This is a genomic window from Crossiella sp. S99.2 (assembly GCF_023094165.1).
Lineage (GTDB): Bacteria > Actinomycetota > Actinomycetes > Mycobacteriales > Pseudonocardiaceae > Crossiella.
Genome location: NZ_JALMDK010000004.1, coordinates 374,330 through 391,775 on the forward strand (window position 1 = coordinate 374,330; position 17,446 = coordinate 391,775).

General features: G+C 71.5%; 13 protein-coding genes. 6 read left to right on the top strand and 7 right to left on the bottom strand.

The window, feature by feature from the left end; all coding sequences use genetic code 11:
- Positions 1-38: 38 nt before the first annotated feature.
- Positions 39-4,835 carry a tetratricopeptide repeat protein gene (locus MZC64_RS17520; protein ID WP_308301022.1) on the top strand — a complete coding sequence of 1,599 codons (4,797 nt, stop codon included), beginning with the start codon at positions 39-41 and terminating at the stop codon, positions 4,833-4,835.
- Here the strand turns inward: MZC64_RS17520 and MZC64_RS17525 are convergent.
- The 4 genes from MZC64_RS17525 to MZC64_RS17540 all read right to left on the bottom strand — a co-directional run bounded on the left by MZC64_RS17525 (position 4,795) and on the right by MZC64_RS17540 (position 9,577).
- Positions 4,795-5,745: a hypothetical protein gene (locus MZC64_RS17525; protein ID WP_247757777.1), complete on the bottom strand. Its 951-nt coding sequence runs from the start codon at positions 5,743-5,745 to the stop codon at positions 4,795-4,797. The genes MZC64_RS17520 and MZC64_RS17525 overlap by 41 nt on opposite strands.
- Positions 5,742-6,086: a PadR family transcriptional regulator gene (locus MZC64_RS17530; RefSeq protein WP_247757778.1), complete on the bottom strand. Its 345-nt coding sequence runs from the start codon at positions 6,084-6,086 to the stop codon at positions 5,742-5,744. The genes MZC64_RS17525 and MZC64_RS17530 overlap by 4 nt, the downstream gene beginning before the upstream one ends.
- A gap of 120 nt (positions 6,087-6,206) precedes the next feature.
- Positions 6,207-8,144 (bottom strand): beta-propeller domain-containing protein, encoded by a 1,938-nt coding sequence (locus MZC64_RS17535; RefSeq protein WP_247757779.1) that lies wholly within the window; start codon positions 8,142-8,144, stop codon positions 6,207-6,209.
- A 29-nt stretch (positions 8,145-8,173) separates the two neighbouring features.
- Complete coding sequence (locus tag MZC64_RS17540; RefSeq protein WP_247757780.1) at positions 8,174-9,577, bottom strand: cytosine permease; 1,404 nt, start codon at positions 9,575-9,577, stop codon at positions 8,174-8,176.
- 46 nt (positions 9,578-9,623) lie between these two features.
- On the opposite strand from MZC64_RS17540, the gene MZC64_RS17545 reads away from it, so the two are divergent.
- The gene (locus tag MZC64_RS17545) at positions 9,624-10,085 is read left to right on the top strand and encodes a PPOX class F420-dependent oxidoreductase (RefSeq protein WP_247757781.1); all 462 of its coding nucleotides are present in this window, start codon (positions 9,624-9,626) and stop codon (positions 10,083-10,085) included.
- Between the two features lie 6 nt (positions 10,086-10,091).
- Here MZC64_RS17545 and MZC64_RS17550 read toward each other — a convergent pair whose 3' ends face one another.
- On the bottom strand, positions 10,092-11,108 hold the full coding sequence (locus tag MZC64_RS17550; RefSeq protein ID WP_247757782.1) for a LacI family DNA-binding transcriptional regulator: 1,017 nt from the start codon (positions 11,106-11,108) through the stop codon (positions 10,092-10,094).
- A gap of 225 nt (positions 11,109-11,333) precedes the next feature.
- Here MZC64_RS17550 and MZC64_RS17555 point away from each other — a divergent pair, with 225 nt between their 5' ends.
- Genes MZC64_RS17555 through MZC64_RS17570 form a run of 4 tightly spaced genes read left to right on the top strand, consistent with a single transcriptional unit; the run spans position 11,334 to position 14,782 of the window.
- Positions 11,334-12,632, top strand: a complete 1,299-nt coding sequence (locus tag MZC64_RS17555) for an extracellular solute-binding protein (RefSeq protein ID WP_247757783.1) — start codon at positions 11,334-11,336, stop codon at positions 12,630-12,632.
- Positions 12,633-12,666: 34 nt separating this feature from the next.
- Positions 12,667-13,551, top strand: coding sequence for a carbohydrate ABC transporter permease (locus MZC64_RS17560; RefSeq protein WP_247757784.1), 885 nt, complete (start codon positions 12,667-12,669; stop codon positions 13,549-13,551).
- A complete protein-coding gene (locus MZC64_RS17565; protein WP_247757785.1) occupies positions 13,548-14,384 on the top strand; it encodes a carbohydrate ABC transporter permease in 837 nt (278 codons plus the stop codon). The genes MZC64_RS17560 and MZC64_RS17565 overlap by 4 nt, the downstream gene beginning before the upstream one ends.
- An 11-nt stretch (positions 14,385-14,395) precedes the next feature.
- Entirely contained in the window at positions 14,396-14,782 is a 387-nt protein-coding gene (locus MZC64_RS17570; protein ID WP_247757786.1) for a VOC family protein, read from the top strand.
- Here the strand turns inward: MZC64_RS17570 and MZC64_RS17575 are convergent.
- Together MZC64_RS17575 and MZC64_RS17580 are read right to left on the bottom strand one after the other, a co-directional pair.
- Positions 14,772-15,899: a homoserine O-acetyltransferase gene (locus tag MZC64_RS17575; RefSeq protein ID WP_247757787.1), complete on the bottom strand. Its 1,128-nt coding sequence runs from the start codon at positions 15,897-15,899 to the stop codon at positions 14,772-14,774. The two genes, MZC64_RS17570 and MZC64_RS17575, sit on opposite strands and share 11 nt — an antisense overlap.
- Before the next feature lie 14 nt (positions 15,900-15,913).
- Entirely contained in the window at positions 15,914-17,230 is a 1,317-nt protein-coding gene (locus tag MZC64_RS17580; protein ID WP_247757788.1) for a bifunctional o-acetylhomoserine/o-acetylserine sulfhydrylase, read from the bottom strand.
- Positions 17,231-17,446 lie beyond the last annotated feature (216 nt).

Genomic DNA, 17,446 nt, shown 5'->3' on the forward strand with positions numbered 1-17,446 from the left:
AGCGATGATCACCCGGGCGAGGCGGCACGGAGGTGGCAGTGGGCTGGGACCGGATCCAGGACGAGGCACGCGGACTGCTCGGCGAGGGCGCGGTCACCCGGCTCGCCCGGCTGGTCCGCCGGGAGCTGCGGCACAGCCCCGAGGACCCCGAACTGCACATCCAGCTCGGCCGGATCGCCCTGGACCGCGGCCAGCTCGACCAGGCCGAGGCGCACTTCACCCGGGCCGCCGACCTGGACCCCGACCAGCCGCGCCCGCACGGCTGGCTGGTCGCGGTGCTGCACTGGCGCAACCAGTACCAGCGGGGCCTGGCCACCGTGGCCGCCGCCCGCCTCCGCTGGCCAGCGGACGCCGGACTACGCGCCGCCCAGGCCCGGCTGCACTACGGGCTCGGCGAATACCCGGCCGCGCTCGCGGTCACCGAGGACGTCCCGTTCACCGCGGCCAAGGCAGAGGACGCGGTGGAATGGCGGCTGGCCGCCCTGCGCCGCCTGCACCGGCACCCCGAGTCCGAGCAGCTGGCCAGGGAGTTCCTCGCCGAGTCGCCGGATGAGGTGGACGTGCGTGACGAACTGGTGCGCAGCCTGCGCGGCCAGGGCAGGCACGCCGAGGCGGTGGCCGCCGCCAGTGCGCTGCACGAACGGTTCCCGCGCCGGATCACCGCCATCCTCACCCACGCCGACACCCTGCAGGCCGCGGGCGAGCGGGCCGCGGTGGTCCGGCTGCTCACCGCGGCGGTGCGCGCCCGGCCGCACCTGCACGCGCTGCGACACGCCCTCGGTAAGGCGCACACCCAGGTCCGCGACTACGCCGGGGCGGCCGCGGAGTTCGCGGTCGCGGTCCGGCTCAACCCTGGGCAGGGGTCCGGCTGGTGGCTGTGGGCGAGCGCGCTGCGCCTGGCCGACCGGCTGCCCGAGGCCACCGCGGTGCTCGCCGAGGCCGCCAGCCGACTGCCACACGAAGCCGACATCCGCACCGAACAGGCCGAACTGATCGAGGCCGAACAGGACGCCGCGGCCGCGCTGCCGATCGCGGAGAGCGCGCTGAACCTGGACCCGGCCGACCTGTGGACACCGCGGCTGGTGGCCCGGCTGCGCCGCGAGTCCGGCGCGCCGGCCGAGGCCGAGACGCTGCTGCGCGGGCTGGTCGCGAATCGACCCTACGACAACGAAAACGTGCGCGAGCTGGGCTGGCACCTGCGCCAGGAAGACCGGGTCGAGGACGCGGTGACGTTGTACCGCACCGAACTCGACCGCATCCCGGCCAACGTGGAGGTCGGCCTCGCCCTCGGCTCGCTGCTGCGCACCCTGGACCGCGCGGGCGAGGCGGTCACCGTGCTGCGCCAGTGCCTGACCCACCGGCCGCGGCACGCCGAACTATGGGAGGACCTGGGACGGTCACTGGCGATCCAGCGCGATCACGAGGCCGCCGAGAGCGCGTACCGCACCGCCACCGAACTGGCCCCCGCCGAAGCCGACGGCTGGTACGCCCGGATCGGCCACCTGATGACCAGGGGCAGGCTGGCCGAGGCGGACACCCTGCTGGACACCGCGCTGGACCGCTGTCCGGACGCCGAGTCGTTGCACCGCAGGCGCATCGCGCTGCTCCAGGACACCGCGGGCGACGAGGTCGTCGAGGCCGCCCTGCGCGCGGCCATCGCCCGGTTCCCGGACTCGGCGAACCTGCCCCTGGATCTGGTGCGCCACCTCAACTGGGGCCGCCGCTTCAGCACCGCACTGTCTGAAGTGGACAGTCGGCTGGCTGCGGACCCGGCCGATGAGGACCTGCTGTACTGGCGGATCCAGTTGCTGTTCAGCCTGAACCGGCGCACCGAGGCCAGGGCCGCCGCCGTGGCCGCGCACCGGAACCTGCCGGAGTCCGCGCGGCTGAGCTTCCTGAACGCCTGGAGCCTGATCGAGATCGACCAGGAGGTCGCCGCCGAGGCCGCGCTGGCCGCCGCGCACACCGCGCACCCGGCCGACCGGGTGATCCTGCGTGGCCTGGTCCGCTGTCTGCGCAGGCTCAGCCGTGTCGCCGAGACCGAACCGCTGCTGCGGACCGCGCTGGCCAAGGAGCCGGACGCGGTGGACCTGTGGGTCGAACTCGCCTGGACGCTGGAGCAGCTTTTCCGGTTCGACGACGCCATCGGCGCCTGCGAGCAGGCCCTGGTGCTCGACGCCGAGCACAACGAGGCATTCGGCGCCGCGATCCGGTTGCGCTACCAGGTCGGCCGGGCCGAGGAAGCGGACCGGCTGGTCGCGGCCGAGGTGAGTCGCAGGCCGTGGGATTCCGGGCTGTGGCAGGAGATCAGCTCCGCCCGGCTGAGCGCGCGCAGGCTGGCCGAGGCGGTGACGGCGGCCAGGAACGCGGTCGACCGGGCGCCCGGCGACGCCACCCTGTGGCTGCTGCTGACCGAGACGCTGCTGGAGTCCGGCCGGGTGGCCGAAGCCGCCCAGGTCGCCGCCGAAGCCGTGGCGCTGCACCCGCGCAACCCGCCGCTGCGGCACCGCCAGTCCAGGGTGGCCCTGGCGCAGGGCCGCGAGGCGGAGGCCGAAGCCCTGCTGCGGGCGAGCGTGGCCGAGCTGCCCGAGGTCACCTCGGTCGGCCACGACCTGGTCAACCACCTGCGCGGGCGGCACCGGCATGAGGAGGCCCTCGCCGTGCTGGCCGGGCTGGGCGAGCGCGATCCCGGCAACCAGCGGGTGCACTTGCACCGGATCCGGACGTTGCGCTCGGCCTGCCGCTTCGCCGAGGCCCGCCTGGCCGCCGACGCGGCGCTCGCGCTGTTCCCGTGGTCCACCGACCTGCGGACGCAGCACGCGCGGATCCTGGTGCGGGAAGGGCGGATCGAGGCCGCGCTGGCCGAGTACACCGCGATCGCGGAGGTCGACCCGGTCGGCCCGCAGGGCCTGGCCGGACGGCTGGACTGCCTGGGCTGGCTGGGCCGCCAGGAGCAGGCCGTCCGCGAACTGCGGGCCGGGGCCAGGGCCCATCCGGACCGGATCTCGTTGCGGCTGCGGGTGGTGTGGCTGGAACTGCACCTGGGCCGGCTCGCCGAGGCCCGCGCCGAACTGGACCGGATCACCGGGCAGTTCGAGCCCACCGCGGAGATCATCCAGGACAAGGTGCGGTTGTTGTTCGTGCGCAAGCTTTTCACCGAGGCCACCGCCGAGGTCGAGGCCGGACTGGCGCTGTTCCCGGCCGACACCGGACTGATGTTGTTGCAGGGCAACATCCTGGACGGCCAGAACCGGTACGCCGACGCACTGGACTGCTTCGACCGGATCCTGGCCCAGGACCCGCTCTCGGTCGGCACGATCACCGCCAAATCCGCCACCCTGCGCTCACTCGGTCGTTTCCGCGAGGCCCGCCAGCTCATGGAGACCGCGCTCGCCGATCGGCCCACCCAGCCGGAACTGCTCGCCGAACGCGGCTGGGTGCACCGCGACCAGGGCCGATCAAGCCTGGCGCGCAAGGACTTCAGCGCGTTGCTGGAACTGGCCGAGGACCCGGACGAGAAACTCGACGCGTTGCGCGGACTGGGCTGGGTGGCCTTCGCCGACGGCGATTTCGCCGAGGCCGCCGCCCGCTTCCGCGCGGCCGCGCTGCTGGATCCCGACGACGCCGCGGTCAAGTGCGGACTGGCCTGGACGCTGGTGCGCGGCGGCGAACCCGAACACGAGGAGGAGGCCGAGCGGCTCTGCCTGGACGTGCTCAACCGCGATCCGGTGAACCTGCTCGCGCACACCTGCGCCGGGGTGCTCTACGCCCGCCAGCGCGACTATCCCCTGGCCGAGCACCACCTGCGCCGCACCATCACCCTGGACCCGTTCAACGGCAGCTACGTCGACCTGGGCGCGTTGCTGGCCCAGCTGGAACGTTTCGGCGAGGCCGAGGAGCTGTTCGACAAGGCCCTGGCCCGGGATTTCTACGACGCGCAGGCGCACGTGGAGCTGGGCAGCCTGCTGCTGCAACGGGATCAGGACGGCGCCGAGCCGGGCGCGGACGCCAGGGCCGCCGCCCAGCACTTCCGGCAGGCCCTGCTGTGCGAACCCCGCAGCGGCGCGGCCGCCATCGGCCTGGCCCTCGCGCTGGCCCGCTCCCCCGGCGATCTGGTGGCCGCTGAACGCGTGCTGCGGGACGCCCTGGAACGCACCGACTGCGACTCACCGGCCTGGCAGCTGCGGCTGACCCTGGCCCGGCTGCTGGTCGAACGCGGCGACGCCACCCAGCGCCGCGAGTTCCACCTGGAAGCCCTCGCCCTGGCCCAGCAGGCGATTGGCGCCGCCGCCACCGAAGCCGAGCCCTACTTCGTGGCGGGCGTGGCCGCGTTCAAGATCGGCGAGAACGGCACCGAGGTGCAGGCCCGTCCGGCGCACCGGCGCCGCGCGGTCCGGTTCCTGCGCCGCTGCCTGGAACGCGAACCCGGGCACGTGGAGGCGCGCAGGCTGGTCGAGTTGGCCACGCACAGCCTCGCGGTGGCCCGCCGCAGCCTGGTCGGCAGCGCCGCGCTGGTGTCGGTGGCGACCAGTCTGCTGGTGGCGCTGTGGGTCGGATTCTTCTTCACCGACAAGGTGAACACGGTCGTGCTCGCCACGCTCACCCCGGTGCTCACCGGCCTGGTCGCCCTCGGTTTTGTGCTGCCGCTGCTGGTGAAGCTGAAACTCCCAGGAGGGGTGGAGGCGGACCTGGCCGCCAGCATGAACCAGCTCTCCGCGGGTCCCACCGGCGAGTTGAGCTACGGGCCGGGCCGCCTGGTCGGGCACCGCACCGAGGGCCGCCCGGACCGCTCGCTCAACGCCGGGCCACGCGGCGAACTGCCCCGGCTGGGCTGAGCCAGGCCAGCCCGGCCAGCACGACCGCGACCGCCAGCGCCACGCTCAGCTGCGGCACGGGCGGGCTGAAGTCGAAGATCAGTGAGGTCGCGCCGTGTGAGAGGGCCACCAGCAGGGCCAGCCAGCTCCCCGCGAGCAGCAACCACGGCCTGCCCTTGGCCACCAGCACCACGACCACGACCGCCACGGCGCCCAGCGCCCAGATCACGGGCGCGGCGAAGCCAAGCGGCAGCCACGCCAGGAGCTGCGCCTGCGCCAGCAACCAGGCCGTGGACACCAGCAGCGCGAGCAGCCAGCGGCCCGGCCTGCCCGGCACCGACAGCGGTCCCCGCCGCCACACGTACAGCGCCGCGACCAGCGTGCACAGCGTGAGCACCCGGCTCGCCCAGGCCAGCCCGTACGGGTTGTTGATCACCTGGAACACCAGCGGCACCCCGGCAAGGGCCACCGCCACGGGCGCGGCGAACCGGCGCCCGTGCAGCAGGCCGTACAACACGGCCAGCCACCCCGCCGCGAACACCAGGTCCTGCCCGATCTGGCTGGCCAGCTCACTACCCAGATCGAAGGCCAGCGGCAGATCACTCCGCGGCACCGGCAGCCAGGCCTGTCCCAGGTACAGCAGCGCGGACACCGTGCCCATCAGCACCCCGAGCAGCGCCAGCCCCGCCTGCACCAGCACCAGCATCGCCACCAGCGCCGCCGCGGCCGGCCCCGTCACCGGGGTCACCACCCGCAGCCGCACCGCCAGCGCGAGCACCGCCAGCCGCTCCCGCAACGGCAACACCCCACGCTCGTCCACGGTGTCGGCCAGGGTGCTGACCAGGTCCTCGCCATGCGCCGCCCGGTAGTCCGCGGGCAGCACCCGGATCAGCCGACGGCAGCTGTCCTCGACCGATTCCCCGATGTTCACGCCAACCTCCCCGTCGCCCGGAACAACCGCCGCCGCACCAGCCGCTGCTTGGCCAGCTTCGCCCCCTCGGCCATCCGCTCGGCCGCGGCCCGCACCACGTCCGCCCCCTCGTCGGTGAGCCGGTAGTACCGCCGCAACCGGGAGTTCTCGACCTCTTCCCGATCCAGCGCGACCAGCCCCTGCTTGGCCAGCCGGTCCAGCAACCCGTACAGGGTGCCCGCGGCCAACTGCACCCGATCCCCGGAGAGTTCCTTGACCTCCTGGATCAGGCCGTAACCATGCCGCGGCTCATCGGCCAACGCGGTGAGCACCAGAAACGCCTGCTCGGAAAGACTCTCCATGGTGCTGAATATACAGTGCCACGATATATACGCCACCCTCCCGGCGAGTTGGGCCAACTGGTACGCCGGTTTTGCCCAAGCGGGCGTACCAGTTGGCCCAAGTGGTACTGGAGGGGTGGGTCAGGTGAAGGGGAGCCAGGACTGGTCGGTGAGGGTGGTGAGGTCCTGGCGCTTGATGCCGGCGGAGGAGAGTGTCCAGAGGGAGCCTGCTGCCACCAGGGAGCGGCGGACTGTGGCGTCGGAGCCTGCTGAGCGGTCCTGGGGGTGGGCTACCTGGCCGAGTTGGGTGACGTTGCCGTCGCCGATGCGCAGGACCAGCGCGCCGCCCGCGGGGGGCATGGCGCGGTCGCCGCGGGGGGCTGCCCAGCCTCGGCTCACGGGCAGGACCAGCAGGCCGGTTTGTTGCCAGTACAGGAAAGCGTGCGGGTCGAACTCGGCTTCGGAGAAGGCGCCGGGGAGGTGGTGCTGGGCCAGGCGGCGGGGGTTGGACTGGTCGGACACGTCGAACAGGGACACCTGGGTGCCCAGGACCCGGCCTTGATCACTGGCCTCCTGGCCTACGCCGATGAGTTTGCCGGGGCCCGCCATATGCAGGTACGCGGAATATCCGGTGATCTTGAGTTCGCCGACGGCGCGGGGACGACGGGGGTCGCGCAGGTCCACTGTGTACAGCGGGTCGGTTTGGCGGAAGGTGACCACGTAGGCGGTGTCGCCGTAGAAGCGGACGGCGTAGATCCGTTCGCCCTTGCCCAGGCCGTCGAGTTTGCCGATCTCGGTGAGTTTGTCGCCCTGGCGCGCGAGCACGGTCACGGCGCTCTGCGAGTCGGGGACCTGGCGGGGCTGGGCGCCGCCGCGGTTCGTGGTGGTGGCGATGCGCAGGTTGCCGTTGTGTTCGGAGAGCGAGTACTGGTTGAGCAGCGCGCCGGGCACCGAGCCGGAGGCCAGGTACTTCGGCGGGGCGGAGCCGTCCACGCTGAACTGGTGCACCTGGGTGCGGGGCTGTGGTTCCGGGGCCACCTCTGCGCCGCCGCGCAACGGGACCGCGCGGGGCCACTGGTCGTCGGCGACGTAGAGGCTTTTCTCGTTGCCGTACACCGTGTTCCCGTCGGCGGCCACGGTCACCGGGTCGCCGTTGCCGAGGGGTTTGTCCAGGGGCAGGGTCAGCACGGTGAGCATCGAGGCGCCGCTGAACTTGGCCGGGTGGTTCACCCGCGCGCAGTCGACCAGCTGGCCCTCGGCCTTCCCTGCCTCGCCGTCCAGGCGGTAGCGGGGCAGCCAGTCGCCGATGGCGGAGTCGCGCACGATGTCCTGGTTGCGGCGCAACGCCGCTTCGGCGTTGAGTGTGCCGTCGGGGTAGGCGAACTTCAGCTTCGGCATCGACCGGATGACCACCCTGGCCACGCCGCCGACCTGCCGGGAGTCCACATAGGACCCGTCAACGTCCAGGCTGCCCACGGTCTTCGGCGTGCCGGACAGGTCGACCAGCACCAGCTTGGCCGAGCCGGATGGCCAGTCGCCCTTGGGGTAGGACCGGGGTTCGGCGTGGCTGACGCCGGAGGTCAGCACCAGGGCGCGGTCGCCGTGGGTGAGCAGCTGGGTGGCCGGCCCGCCCGGCAACTCCAGTACCCCGGTGGCCTTGTTGCTCGCCAGGTCGATCACCCGGAGTTTGCCGTCGACGATGGAGACCAGGCGTTTGCCGTCGCTCTTGACCAGGTCCGGCTCGTCGGCGCCCGCCTCGTGCCGGTTGGTGGTGGAGTGGCCCTGGTCGGGGGCCTTGCTCTCGATGCTGCGGTCCCCCATCGAGCCGGGCGAGTTCAGCTCGGCGCCGGTGCGCGCGTCGGTGGACGGTCTGCCCTGCTGGGCGAAGCCGTAGGCGCTGACCACGGGGGCCGCGGCCTGCCGGAAACCGGCCAGCGCGGCGGGGCAGGAGTCGTAGGCGACCAGGCGGACCGCCGTGTCGGAGACCGGTGGCGGTCCGGACTCGGCCAGTGGGCCCGCCGCGGAGACCGCGCCACCGGCCACCAGCCCGGCCACCACCGCGGTCACACCCGCGCGCACCCAACCCGTTCCCGCTCCGCCTGACTGCCTCATGTCCTCTGGACGGAGGACACCCCGCTTCGCGTTGCCTGGCGGCGAAAGAAAACCAGGTACAACGCCGCGGGCACGGCCAGCCCGAGCAGCCAGGCGATGTCCGCGCCACCCAGCAGCGGGGCCAGGAACCCGGTGAACACGCCGGGCACGTTGGCGAACGGGATCTGCACCAGCACCCCGGCCGCGTATGCCATGAGCGCCGAGATACCCCACCGGCCGTATATACCGTCGGGGTCGTAGATCGCGGCCAGGTCGTAGCGCTCCTTGCGCACCGCGTAGAAGTCGATCAGGTTGATCGCGCTCCACGGGGTGAGGAAGTAGAGCAGGAACTCCAGGAACAGCACGAAGTTCTTCAGGAACTCGCCGCGGCCGAGGATGGCGATGACCGCGCCGAGCACCGCGATCGCGGCCACGTAACCGATCCGCACCGCCGGGGAGAGCGCGGCGCGGCGGGTGAAGGCGGTGAAGGTGGTGGCCACCGACATGTACCCGCCGTAGATGTTGAGCACGTTCACGGTGAACTTGCCCAGCGCGATGGACAGCAGCAGCGGCACCACCAGCCCGGCGTGCCCGAGCCCGACCAGGTAAGCGACCTCCTTGCCTTTGAAGGCGTTCCCGGCTACCGCGTAGGCCAGCGCGCCGAAGGACATCGCCCACACCGCGCCGAGCACGGTGCCGCCGTAGGTCCACCAGAAGGTGGCCCGCACCGAGGTGCGGGAAGGCAGATAGCGGGAGGTGTCGGCGACATAGGGCCCGAAGGTGAGCTGCCAGGACGCGGTGAGGGAGAGCGCGAGCAGGAACTTGGGGAAGTCCAACTGCGGGGCGGCGAGCACCGCGCCCAGGTCCTGGGTGCTGATCAGCCGGATCGAGAGGTAGACGAAGACCACCACCGACAGCGCGGAGGCCACCCAGCCGAAACGGTGGATCAGCCGGTAGCCGATCACCGCGAACACCCCGGAGAGCACCGCGTACAGCACGATGCTGACATCGATCGGCAGCCCGCTGATCCCCGAGATCGCTTGTCCGCCAAGGACATTGCCGCTGGCGAAGAACCCGAGGTACATGATCACCACGAGCACCAGCGGCAGCACCGCGCCGTACACGCCGAACTGCGCCCGGCTCTGGATCATCTGCGGCACGCCGAGTGTGGGCCCCTGGGCCGCGTGCAGCGCCATCGGCACCCCGCCCAGCACGTTGCCCAGCGCGATCGCGACCAGCCCCCACACCGGGTGCAGCCCGCTGAGCAGGGTGAGCGCGCCGGTGACCGCCGCGGTGACCTGCATGTTGGCCGCGAACCACAGCGTGAACAGGCTGCGCGGCCTGCCGTGCCGTTCCGACTCGGGCACCGGGTCGATGGACCGCGCCTCGATCGTGGCCGCGGCCCGCACACTCTCCGCCATTCACACCTCCGACGTCTGAACCCGGGAAGAGCCTATGCTCGGATGCGTGCCTCGACCCATCGCCACCAACACCCAGGTGGACCGCGACGCCCTGCTGGAGTTCCTCCGCCCGCGCCACCACGGCCTGCTGATCACCACCAGGGCCGGCGGCGGCCCGCAGGCCAGCCCGGTCTCCTGCGGGGTGGACAGCGAGGGCCGGATCGTGGTCTCGACCTACCCGGACCGCGCCAAGGCCAACAACGCCCGCCGTGATCCGCGCGGCAGCATCGTGGTGTTGTCCGATGACTGGAACGGCCCGTGGGTGCAGGTGGACGGCACGATCGAGGTCATCGACCAGCCCGAGGCGATCGAACCCCTGGTCGAGTACTTCCGAAGCATCTCCGGCGAGCACCCGGACTGGGACGAGTACCGCGAAGCCATGCGCAAACAGGGCAAATCCCTGTTGCGGCTGACCCCGGAACGCTGGGGCCCGGTGGCCACCGGCGGTTTCCCGGCGCACCTGGCCTGAGCCCGCTCAGTCCGCCGCCCGCCCGATGGTGCTCTCCCTGATCTGCAGGGTGAAATCGGCCTGGAACTCCCGGGCGGGCATGTCCGCGCCGTTGATCCGTTCGAGGAGCATGTTGACCGCGACCGAGGCGATCTGGGTCTTGTCCGGGCGGATCGTGGTCAGCGTGGGGGTGCTGAACCGGCCGTCCTCGATGTCGTCCACGCCGACCAGGGCCACGTCCTCGGGCACCCGCAACCCCCTGGCCAGCAGGGTGCGCAGCGCGCCGAGGGCGAGCAGGTCGTTGAAGCAGAACACCGCGTCCGGCGGTTCGGGCAGCGCGAGCAGCGCGGCCATGGCGTCCGCGCCGGGGGTGCGGTGGTAGCTGGGCACCGGCACGACCAGGTCCGGGTTCAGCTGGATGCGGGCGGCGTTGAGTGCCTGGGCGTACCCGGCCAGCCGCAGGTTGGAGGTGTCCTGGCCGACCACCACCCTGGCCCCGATGGCGGCGATCCGGCGGCGGCCCAGGCCGATCAGGTGTTCGGTGGCGGCGCGGGCGGCGGCGATGTTGTCGATCACCACGTGGTCCGCGGCGCCCGGGCCGATCCGCTCGCCCAGCAGCACCACGGGCATTTCGGTGCTCAGCTGGGCCAGGTCCGCGCTGTCGAGGGCCAGCGGGCTGAGGATGACGCCGTCCACGGTGCGCGAGCGCAGGCCGGAGGCGATCAGCAGCTCGCGTTCGCGCAGGCCCTCGGTCTGTTCGATCAGCACCGCCCAGGACTGGGCCTCGGCGCAGCCGATGACGGATCTGGCCAGCTCGCTGAAGTAGGGTATGTCCAGCTCGGGCAGGGCCAGCGCGATGATGCCGGACCGGCCGTACCGTAGATGGCGCGCGGTGAGGTTGGGCTGGTATCCCAGCTCGGTGATGGCCTGCCGCACCTTGGCCCTGGTCTGTTCGCTGACGTGGGCGTAGTCGTTGACGACGTTGGACACCGTCTTCACCGACACCCCCGCGAGCGCGGCGACGTCTTTCAGGCTCACGCCCATGGAGAAGCACTTTACATCGTTGTAAACCACCTCGATCGCGGGACTGTCACAATTCACGCCTTATCGGATGAAGTCGCCCGCTCGCACCTTTACAACGTTGTTTACAACGCTGTAGAAACCAGGACGCGACCGAGGGGGATTGGTCGTGCTGGGGGTTCTGGAGGCGCCGTGTGGAGACGCAGTCGGAGGGCCGGACAACCGGGCGAGACCAGGGTGGCCGGTCACTTGGACAGGCGGCGGTTCCTCCAGGGGACCGCGGCGCTCGCGCTGGGTATGGGGGCAGGCGCGAGCGCATGCGGTCCACCGGGTCCGGCTGACGGGACGCCGCTGAAGTTCTGGAACCTGTTCACCGGTGGTGACGGGGCCCGGATGATGGAGCTGGTCACCGCGTTCCAGCGGGCCCGGCCCGAGGTGCCGGTGCAGGCCACCACGCTGGCCTGGGGCACGCCGTACTACACCAAGCTGGCCATGGCCGCCGCCGGTGGCCGCTCCCCCGACGTCGCGGTGCTGCACCTGTCCCGGCTGGCCGGGTACGCCCCCGCCGGGCTGCTCGACCCCTACGACCCCGCCCTGCTGGAAGAGTTCGGGCTGACCGCCCCGGCCTTCCCGGCCGCGGCCTGGCAACGCGCCCAGCACCAGGGCCGGGTCTACGCGCTGCCCCTGGACACCCACCCGCTGGTGCTCTTCTACAACACCGAGATCTGCGGGAAAGCCGGTCTGCTCGGACCGGACGGGCGACTGCTGCCGCTGCGCGGCGAGGCCGCGTTGCTGGACGCCTTCCGGCGGGCCAAGCAGGCCGGGGCGCAGCAGGGCGCGGTCATGGCGGTGTCCGCGGACATCAACCCGTGGCGGCTGTTCTGGACGCTGTACCGGCAGCAGGGCGGCGAGCTGTTCGATCCGGCCGCCACCAGGCTGGTGCTGGACGAGGCCAAGGCCCTGCGCGCGCTGCGGTTCCTGCGGGCGATCACCGTGGAGTCCGGGGTGGCCCGCGGCGATCTCAACAACAACGCCGCGGTGGCCATGTTCGGCAGCGGGCAGGCCGGGTTCTTCTGGAACGGCGAGTGGGAGATGCCCACCTTCGTCGAACAGAACACTCCGTTCGACGTCATACCCTTCCCGGCGATATATGACACGGCCGGAGTGCATGGTGACGCGCACGCGCTGGTGCTGCCGCACCGGGCCGACCGCGATCCGGCGCGGACCAGGGCCGCGGTGGAGTTCGTGCGCTTCCTGCTCCAGCACAGCCTGACCTGGGCCAAGGGCGGGCACATCCCGGCCTACCGCCCGGTGGCCGCCAGTACGGAGTACGCCCAACTGGGTCCGGCATCGCGGTACGCCGCGGCCGCGGACAGCCTGGAGCTGGACCCGCCGTGCTGGTTCGGCGGCGCGGCCTCGGAGTTGCAGAACCGGGCGGGCGCGGTGTTCAGCCAGGTCTGCGCGGGCGGGCTGACCCCGGAGGCGGCCATCCCGGAGTTCACCGCGGCCATGCGCACCCTGCTGGCCACGCCACGCCCACAGCTATGACCGACGCGCGAGGACGACCGGGGAGGGAGCGCCGATGAGCAGGGCCGTGCGGGGGCGCGAATGGTCCGGGTTCTGGTTCGTGGCCCCGTTCCTGGTGCTGTACCTGGCTTTCCTGGTGGCGCCGCTGCTGCTCGGGGTGAAGATGAGCTTCACCAACCAGAGCATCACCGGTGCGGGCTCGGACGCCTGGGTGGGCCTGGACAACTACGCCGAGCTGTTCGGCGATCCGGCGGTGTGGCGCTCGCTGTGGAACACGCTGGTGTTCACCGCGCTCAGCACCCCGCCGCTGGTGGCCATCGGCCTGGGCCTGGCCCTGCTGACGCATCGGAAGCTACCGGCGGCCTGGCTGTTCCGGCTGGCCTTCTTCGCCCCGTACGTGCTGCCGGTCTCGGTGGTGGTGCTGATCTGGATGTGGCTCTACCAACCGGGTTTCGGCCTGATCAACGACACCCTGAGCTGGCTGGGCCTCGGCGAGGTGGGCTGGCTCAGCGACAACGACGTGCTGATGGTCTCGGTGGTGCTCACCACGGTCTGGTGGACGGTGGGCTTCAACTACCTGCTCTACCTGGCCGGGCTGGGCGAGATCCCGCGCGAGCTGTACGAGGCGGGCGCACTCGATGGCACCACCGGCTGGTCCCGGCTGCGCTGGCTGACGCTGCCGCTGTTGCGCCGCACGCACGTGCTGGTGCTGGTGTTGCAGATCCTGGCCTCGCTCAAGGTTTTCGACCAGGTCTATCTGCTCACCGGCGGCACCAACCCGGAGGTGCGCAGCATCGTGCAGTACATCTATGAGAGCGGCTTCACCAACTTCCGGGTGGGTTACGCCTCGGCGATCTCCTACCTGTTCTTCGCGCTGATCGTGGCCCTGGCCGTGCTCCAGTTCCGGATCCTGCGCGCCCGAGGGGAGCGGACCTCGTGAGCGCCTTCGACCGGGAACGTCCCGCGGCCCGCGCCACCCGGCTGTCCGTGGCACTGGCGCTGGCGCTGATGTGGTTGCTGCCGTTGGGCTGGGCGCTGTCCACCGCGCTGCGGCCGGAGGCGGACACCACGAAGATCCCGGTGCGCTGGCTGCCCGAACGGCCGACCCTGGACGCCTTCGGCAAGGTGCTCGGCGAGACCGGCCTGCCCACCTGGTTCGGCAACAGCGTGCTGGTCGGCGTGCTGGTGACGGTGCTGACCGTGTTGCTGGCCAGCATGGCCGCCTACGGCTTCTCCCGCACCGAGTTCCGCGGCCGCCGGGTGCTGCTGTGGGTGGTGGTGGCCGGGATCGTGGTGCCGCCGCAGGTGCTGATCGTGCCGCTGTTCAGCCAGCTGGTGGGGCTGGGCTTGGTGGACACCTACTGGGGCCTGGTGCTGCCGCAGATCGTGTTGCCCGCCATGGTGTACGTGCTGAAGAAGTTCTTCGACGGCGTGCCGCGCGAGCTGGAGGAGGCGGCGCGGGTGGACGGCGCGAGCCGGTGGCGGATCTACTGGAGCATCATGCTTCCGCTGGCCCGCCCGGCGCTGGCCGCGGTGGCCATCTTCACCTTCGTCACCACCTGGAACAACTTCCTGTGGCCGTTCATCGTGGCCACCGACCCGGACATGATGACCATCCCGGTCGGCCTGGCCTCGGTGCAGAGCAGCTACGGTCTGCGCTACGCCCAGGTGATGGCCTCCAGCCTGCTCGGCGGACTGCCGCTGCTGGTGTTCTTCCTGGTGTTTCAGCGCCAGGTGGTACGGGGAATCACCACCACAGGCGTCAAGGGCTGAGGGGACAACGCATGCACCCGATCAACAGCCGGATCATCCTGCGTCCAGGCGATCCGGCCCGCGCCACCGCGTTCTACCGGGACACCCTCGGCCTGGCCATCAGCCGGGAATTCCGCGGTGGCACGGTGTTCTTCCTCGGCCAGGGCTATCTGGAGGTCTCCGGGCACAGCGGTGACGGTGGCGCAGGCAACATCGCGTTGTGGTTGCAGGTAAGGGATCTCACGGCCACCCACCGGGAACTCCTGGACCGCGGGGTGACCGTGCTGCGGGAGCCGAAATGCGAGCCGTGGGGCCTGCACGAGATGTGGATCAGCGATCCGGACGGGGTGCGCATCGTGATCGTCGAAGTGCCCCCGGAACACCCCATCCGCAAGGATTCCCGGACTCCTAACGACTGAGCAGCTCACCCACGATCGGCCCCAGCTGACCGGTCTCGATCAGGAATCCGTCGTGCCCGTACGGCGAGCCGAGCACCCGCAGCGGTCCGGCGTCCGGGATGCAGTCGGCCAGTTCCTGTTGCTGGGCAAGGGGAAACAGCCGATCACCGGCGACCCCGGCGACCAGCGTGCGGGCCCGCACCGAGGCCAGTGCCGCCGCCACGCCACCGCGGCCACGGCCCGCGTCGTAGTCGGCCATGGCCTTGGTGAGCGCGACGTAGCTGCCCGCGTCGAAGCGACGCACCAGCTTGGCCGCCTGATGGTCCAAATAGGACTCGATCGAGTATCTGCCGCCCTGCCAAGGGTTCTCGCCGGGTTGCGGGATCCGGCTGAAGCGGCCGTTCAGCTCCGCCGGGCTGCGGTAGGTGAGGTGCGCGATCCGCCGGGCCAGGCCGAGTCCGGCGTGCGGGCCGTGGCCAGGCAGCGCGTGGTGGTAGTCACCGCCGCGCCAGTTCGGGTCCGCCTCGATCGCCCGCACCTGCGCCGAGCACCAGCCGATCTGCTCGGCACTGCTGGCCGCGGTGCAGGCCAGCAACAGCAGCGAACGCACCCGATCCGGTTGGCACAAAGCCCATTCCAGTGCCCGCATGCCGCCCAGCGAACCGCCGATCACCGCGGCCCAGGCGTCCACGCCGAGATGATCGGCCAGGTCGTTCTCGGCCCGCGCTAGGTCGTTGAGGGTGAGGAACGGGAACCGGCTGCCCCACGGTTTCCCGTCCGGGGCAACGGAAGCCGGACCGGTGCTGCCCTGGCAGCCGCCGAGGGCGTTGGGCGCGACCACGAACCAGTGGTTGGTGTCCACCGCGCGGCCGGCGCCGACCAGGCCGTCCCACCAGCCCGCGGTGGGATGGCCCGGCCCGCCCGCCCCGCTGACGTGGCTGTCCCCGGTGAGCGCGTGCAGCACCAGGATCGCGTTGTCCCGCTGGGGGTTGAGACTGCCCCAGGTCTCGTAGGCGAGCCGGGCCCCCGGCAGCGCGCCACCGGCCTGCAACGGCAATGGGCCGCGCAGGTCCAGCCAGCGGCGGCGGCCGGGTGGGTCGCCCGCCCGCCAGGCGGCGGTGGCGGGCGGAGCGACCATGTCGGTGAGCATCCTCAGCCGCCGAGCGCGGCCTTGGCGGCCCGGAAACCGGCCTCCAGATCGGCCTTGAGGTCTTCCAGGCCCTCGATGCCGACGGAGAGCCGGACCAGGCCGGGGGTGACGCCGGTGGCGGCCTGTTCGGCGGCGGAGAGCTGGCTGTGCGTGGTGCTGGCCGGGTGCACGATCAGGCTGCGCACATCGCCGATGTTGACCAGGTGGCTGAACAGCTCGACCGCGTCCACGAACGCCTTGCCCGCCTCGACCCCGCCGCGCAGGTCGAAGGAGACCACCGCGCCCGCGCCCTGGGGCAGGTACTTCCGGGCCAGTTCGTGCCAGCGGCTGGACGGCAGTCCGGCGTAGTAGACGGCCGCCACCTCGTCCCTGGCTTCCAGCCATTCGGCCAGGGCCCTGGCGTTGGCCACGTGCCGTTCGATCCGCAGCGACAGCGTCTCCAGCCCTTGCAGCACCAGGAAGGCGTTGAACGGCGACAGCGCCGGGCCGAGGTCGCGCAGGCCCTGCACGCGCAGTTTCGCGGCGAAGGCGCCGGGGCCCAGCGCCGGCCAGTACTGGAGGCCGTTGTAGCTGGGGTCGGGTTCGGTGAAGCCAGGGAAGCGGGCCGGGTCGGCGCCGAAGTCGAAGGTGCCCGCGTCCACGACTATGCCGCCGATCGCGGTGCCATGGCCGCCGAGGTATTTCGTGGCCGAGTGCACCACGATGTCCGCGCCTTGCTCGATCGGGCGCAGCAGGTACGGGGTGGGCACGGTGTTGTCCACCACCAGCGGCACCCCGGCCTGGTGCGCGACCTGGGCGACCGCGGCCACGTCCAGGACGTTGCTGCGCGGGTTGGCCAGGGTCTCGGCGAAGAACAGCTTGGTGTTGGGGCGCACCGCGGCCCGCCAGGCGTCCAGGTCGTCCGGGTCCTCGACGAAGCTGACCTCGATGCCCAGTCTGGGCAGGGTGTAGTGGAACAGGTTGTAGGTGCCGCCGTAGAGCGAGGCGCTGGAGACCAGGTGATCGCCCGCGCTCGCGAGAGTGAGCACGGTGAGGGTCTCGGCGGCCTGGCCGGAGGCGAGCGCGACCGCGGCCACCCCGCCTTCCAGGGCGGCCACCCGCTGCTCCAGGACGTCCTGGGTGGGGTTGTTGATCCGGGTGTAGATGTTGCCGGGCTCGGCCAGGTTGAACAGGTTCGCGGCGTGCTCGGTGTCCCGGAAGACGAACGAGGTGGTCTGGTAGATCGGGGTGGCCCTGGCCCCGGTGACCGGGTCGGGCTGGGCGCCGGCGTGGATCTGGCGGGTCTCGAAGGACCAGGCGGCACTGGCTGCTGCGGACATGCGGATACTCCCGGGTGAGAATTGCGAAATGCGGGCGCGCGAAATGGGCCCGAACGGCCGATTAGCGACCGCCGGTGAATTGACCCCGGGCAGCGGCCGACCGGCCGAGAGCATCGGCCTTCAGGTGCGCGGGGCGGGGTTGTGCCTGGTCGTCAGGCAGCAGGAGTGCAGCAACACGCCATGGCCGTCACACGCCGCAGATCGACGTGGATACGG

Bases quoted from the DNA above. Each gene is read 5' to 3' on its own strand.
- MZC64_RS17530 (WP_247757778.1), bottom strand. From the start codon at position 6,086: ATGGAGAGTCTTTCCGAGCAGGCGTTTCTGGTGCTCACCGCGTTGGCC.
- MZC64_RS17540 (WP_247757780.1), bottom strand. From the start codon at position 9,577: ATGGCGGAGAGTGTGCGGGCCGCGGCCACGATCGAGGCGCGGTCCATC.
- MZC64_RS17550 (WP_247757782.1), bottom strand. From the start codon at position 11,108: ATGGGCGTGAGCCTGAAAGACGTCGCCGCGCTCGCGGGGGTGTCGGTG.
- MZC64_RS17560 (WP_247757784.1), top strand. From the start codon at position 12,667: ATGAGCAGGGCCGTGCGGGGGCGCGAATGGTCCGGGTTCTGGTTCGTG.
- MZC64_RS17570 (WP_247757786.1), top strand. From the start codon at position 14,396: ATGCACCCGATCAACAGCCGGATCATCCTGCGTCCAGGCGATCCGGCC.
- MZC64_RS17575 (WP_247757787.1), bottom strand. From the start codon at position 15,899: ATGGTCGCTCCGCCCGCCACCGCCGCCTGGCGGGCGGGCGACCCACCC.
- MZC64_RS17580 (WP_247757788.1), bottom strand. From the start codon at position 17,230: ATGTCCGCAGCAGCCAGTGCCGCCTGGTCCTTCGAGACCCGCCAGATC.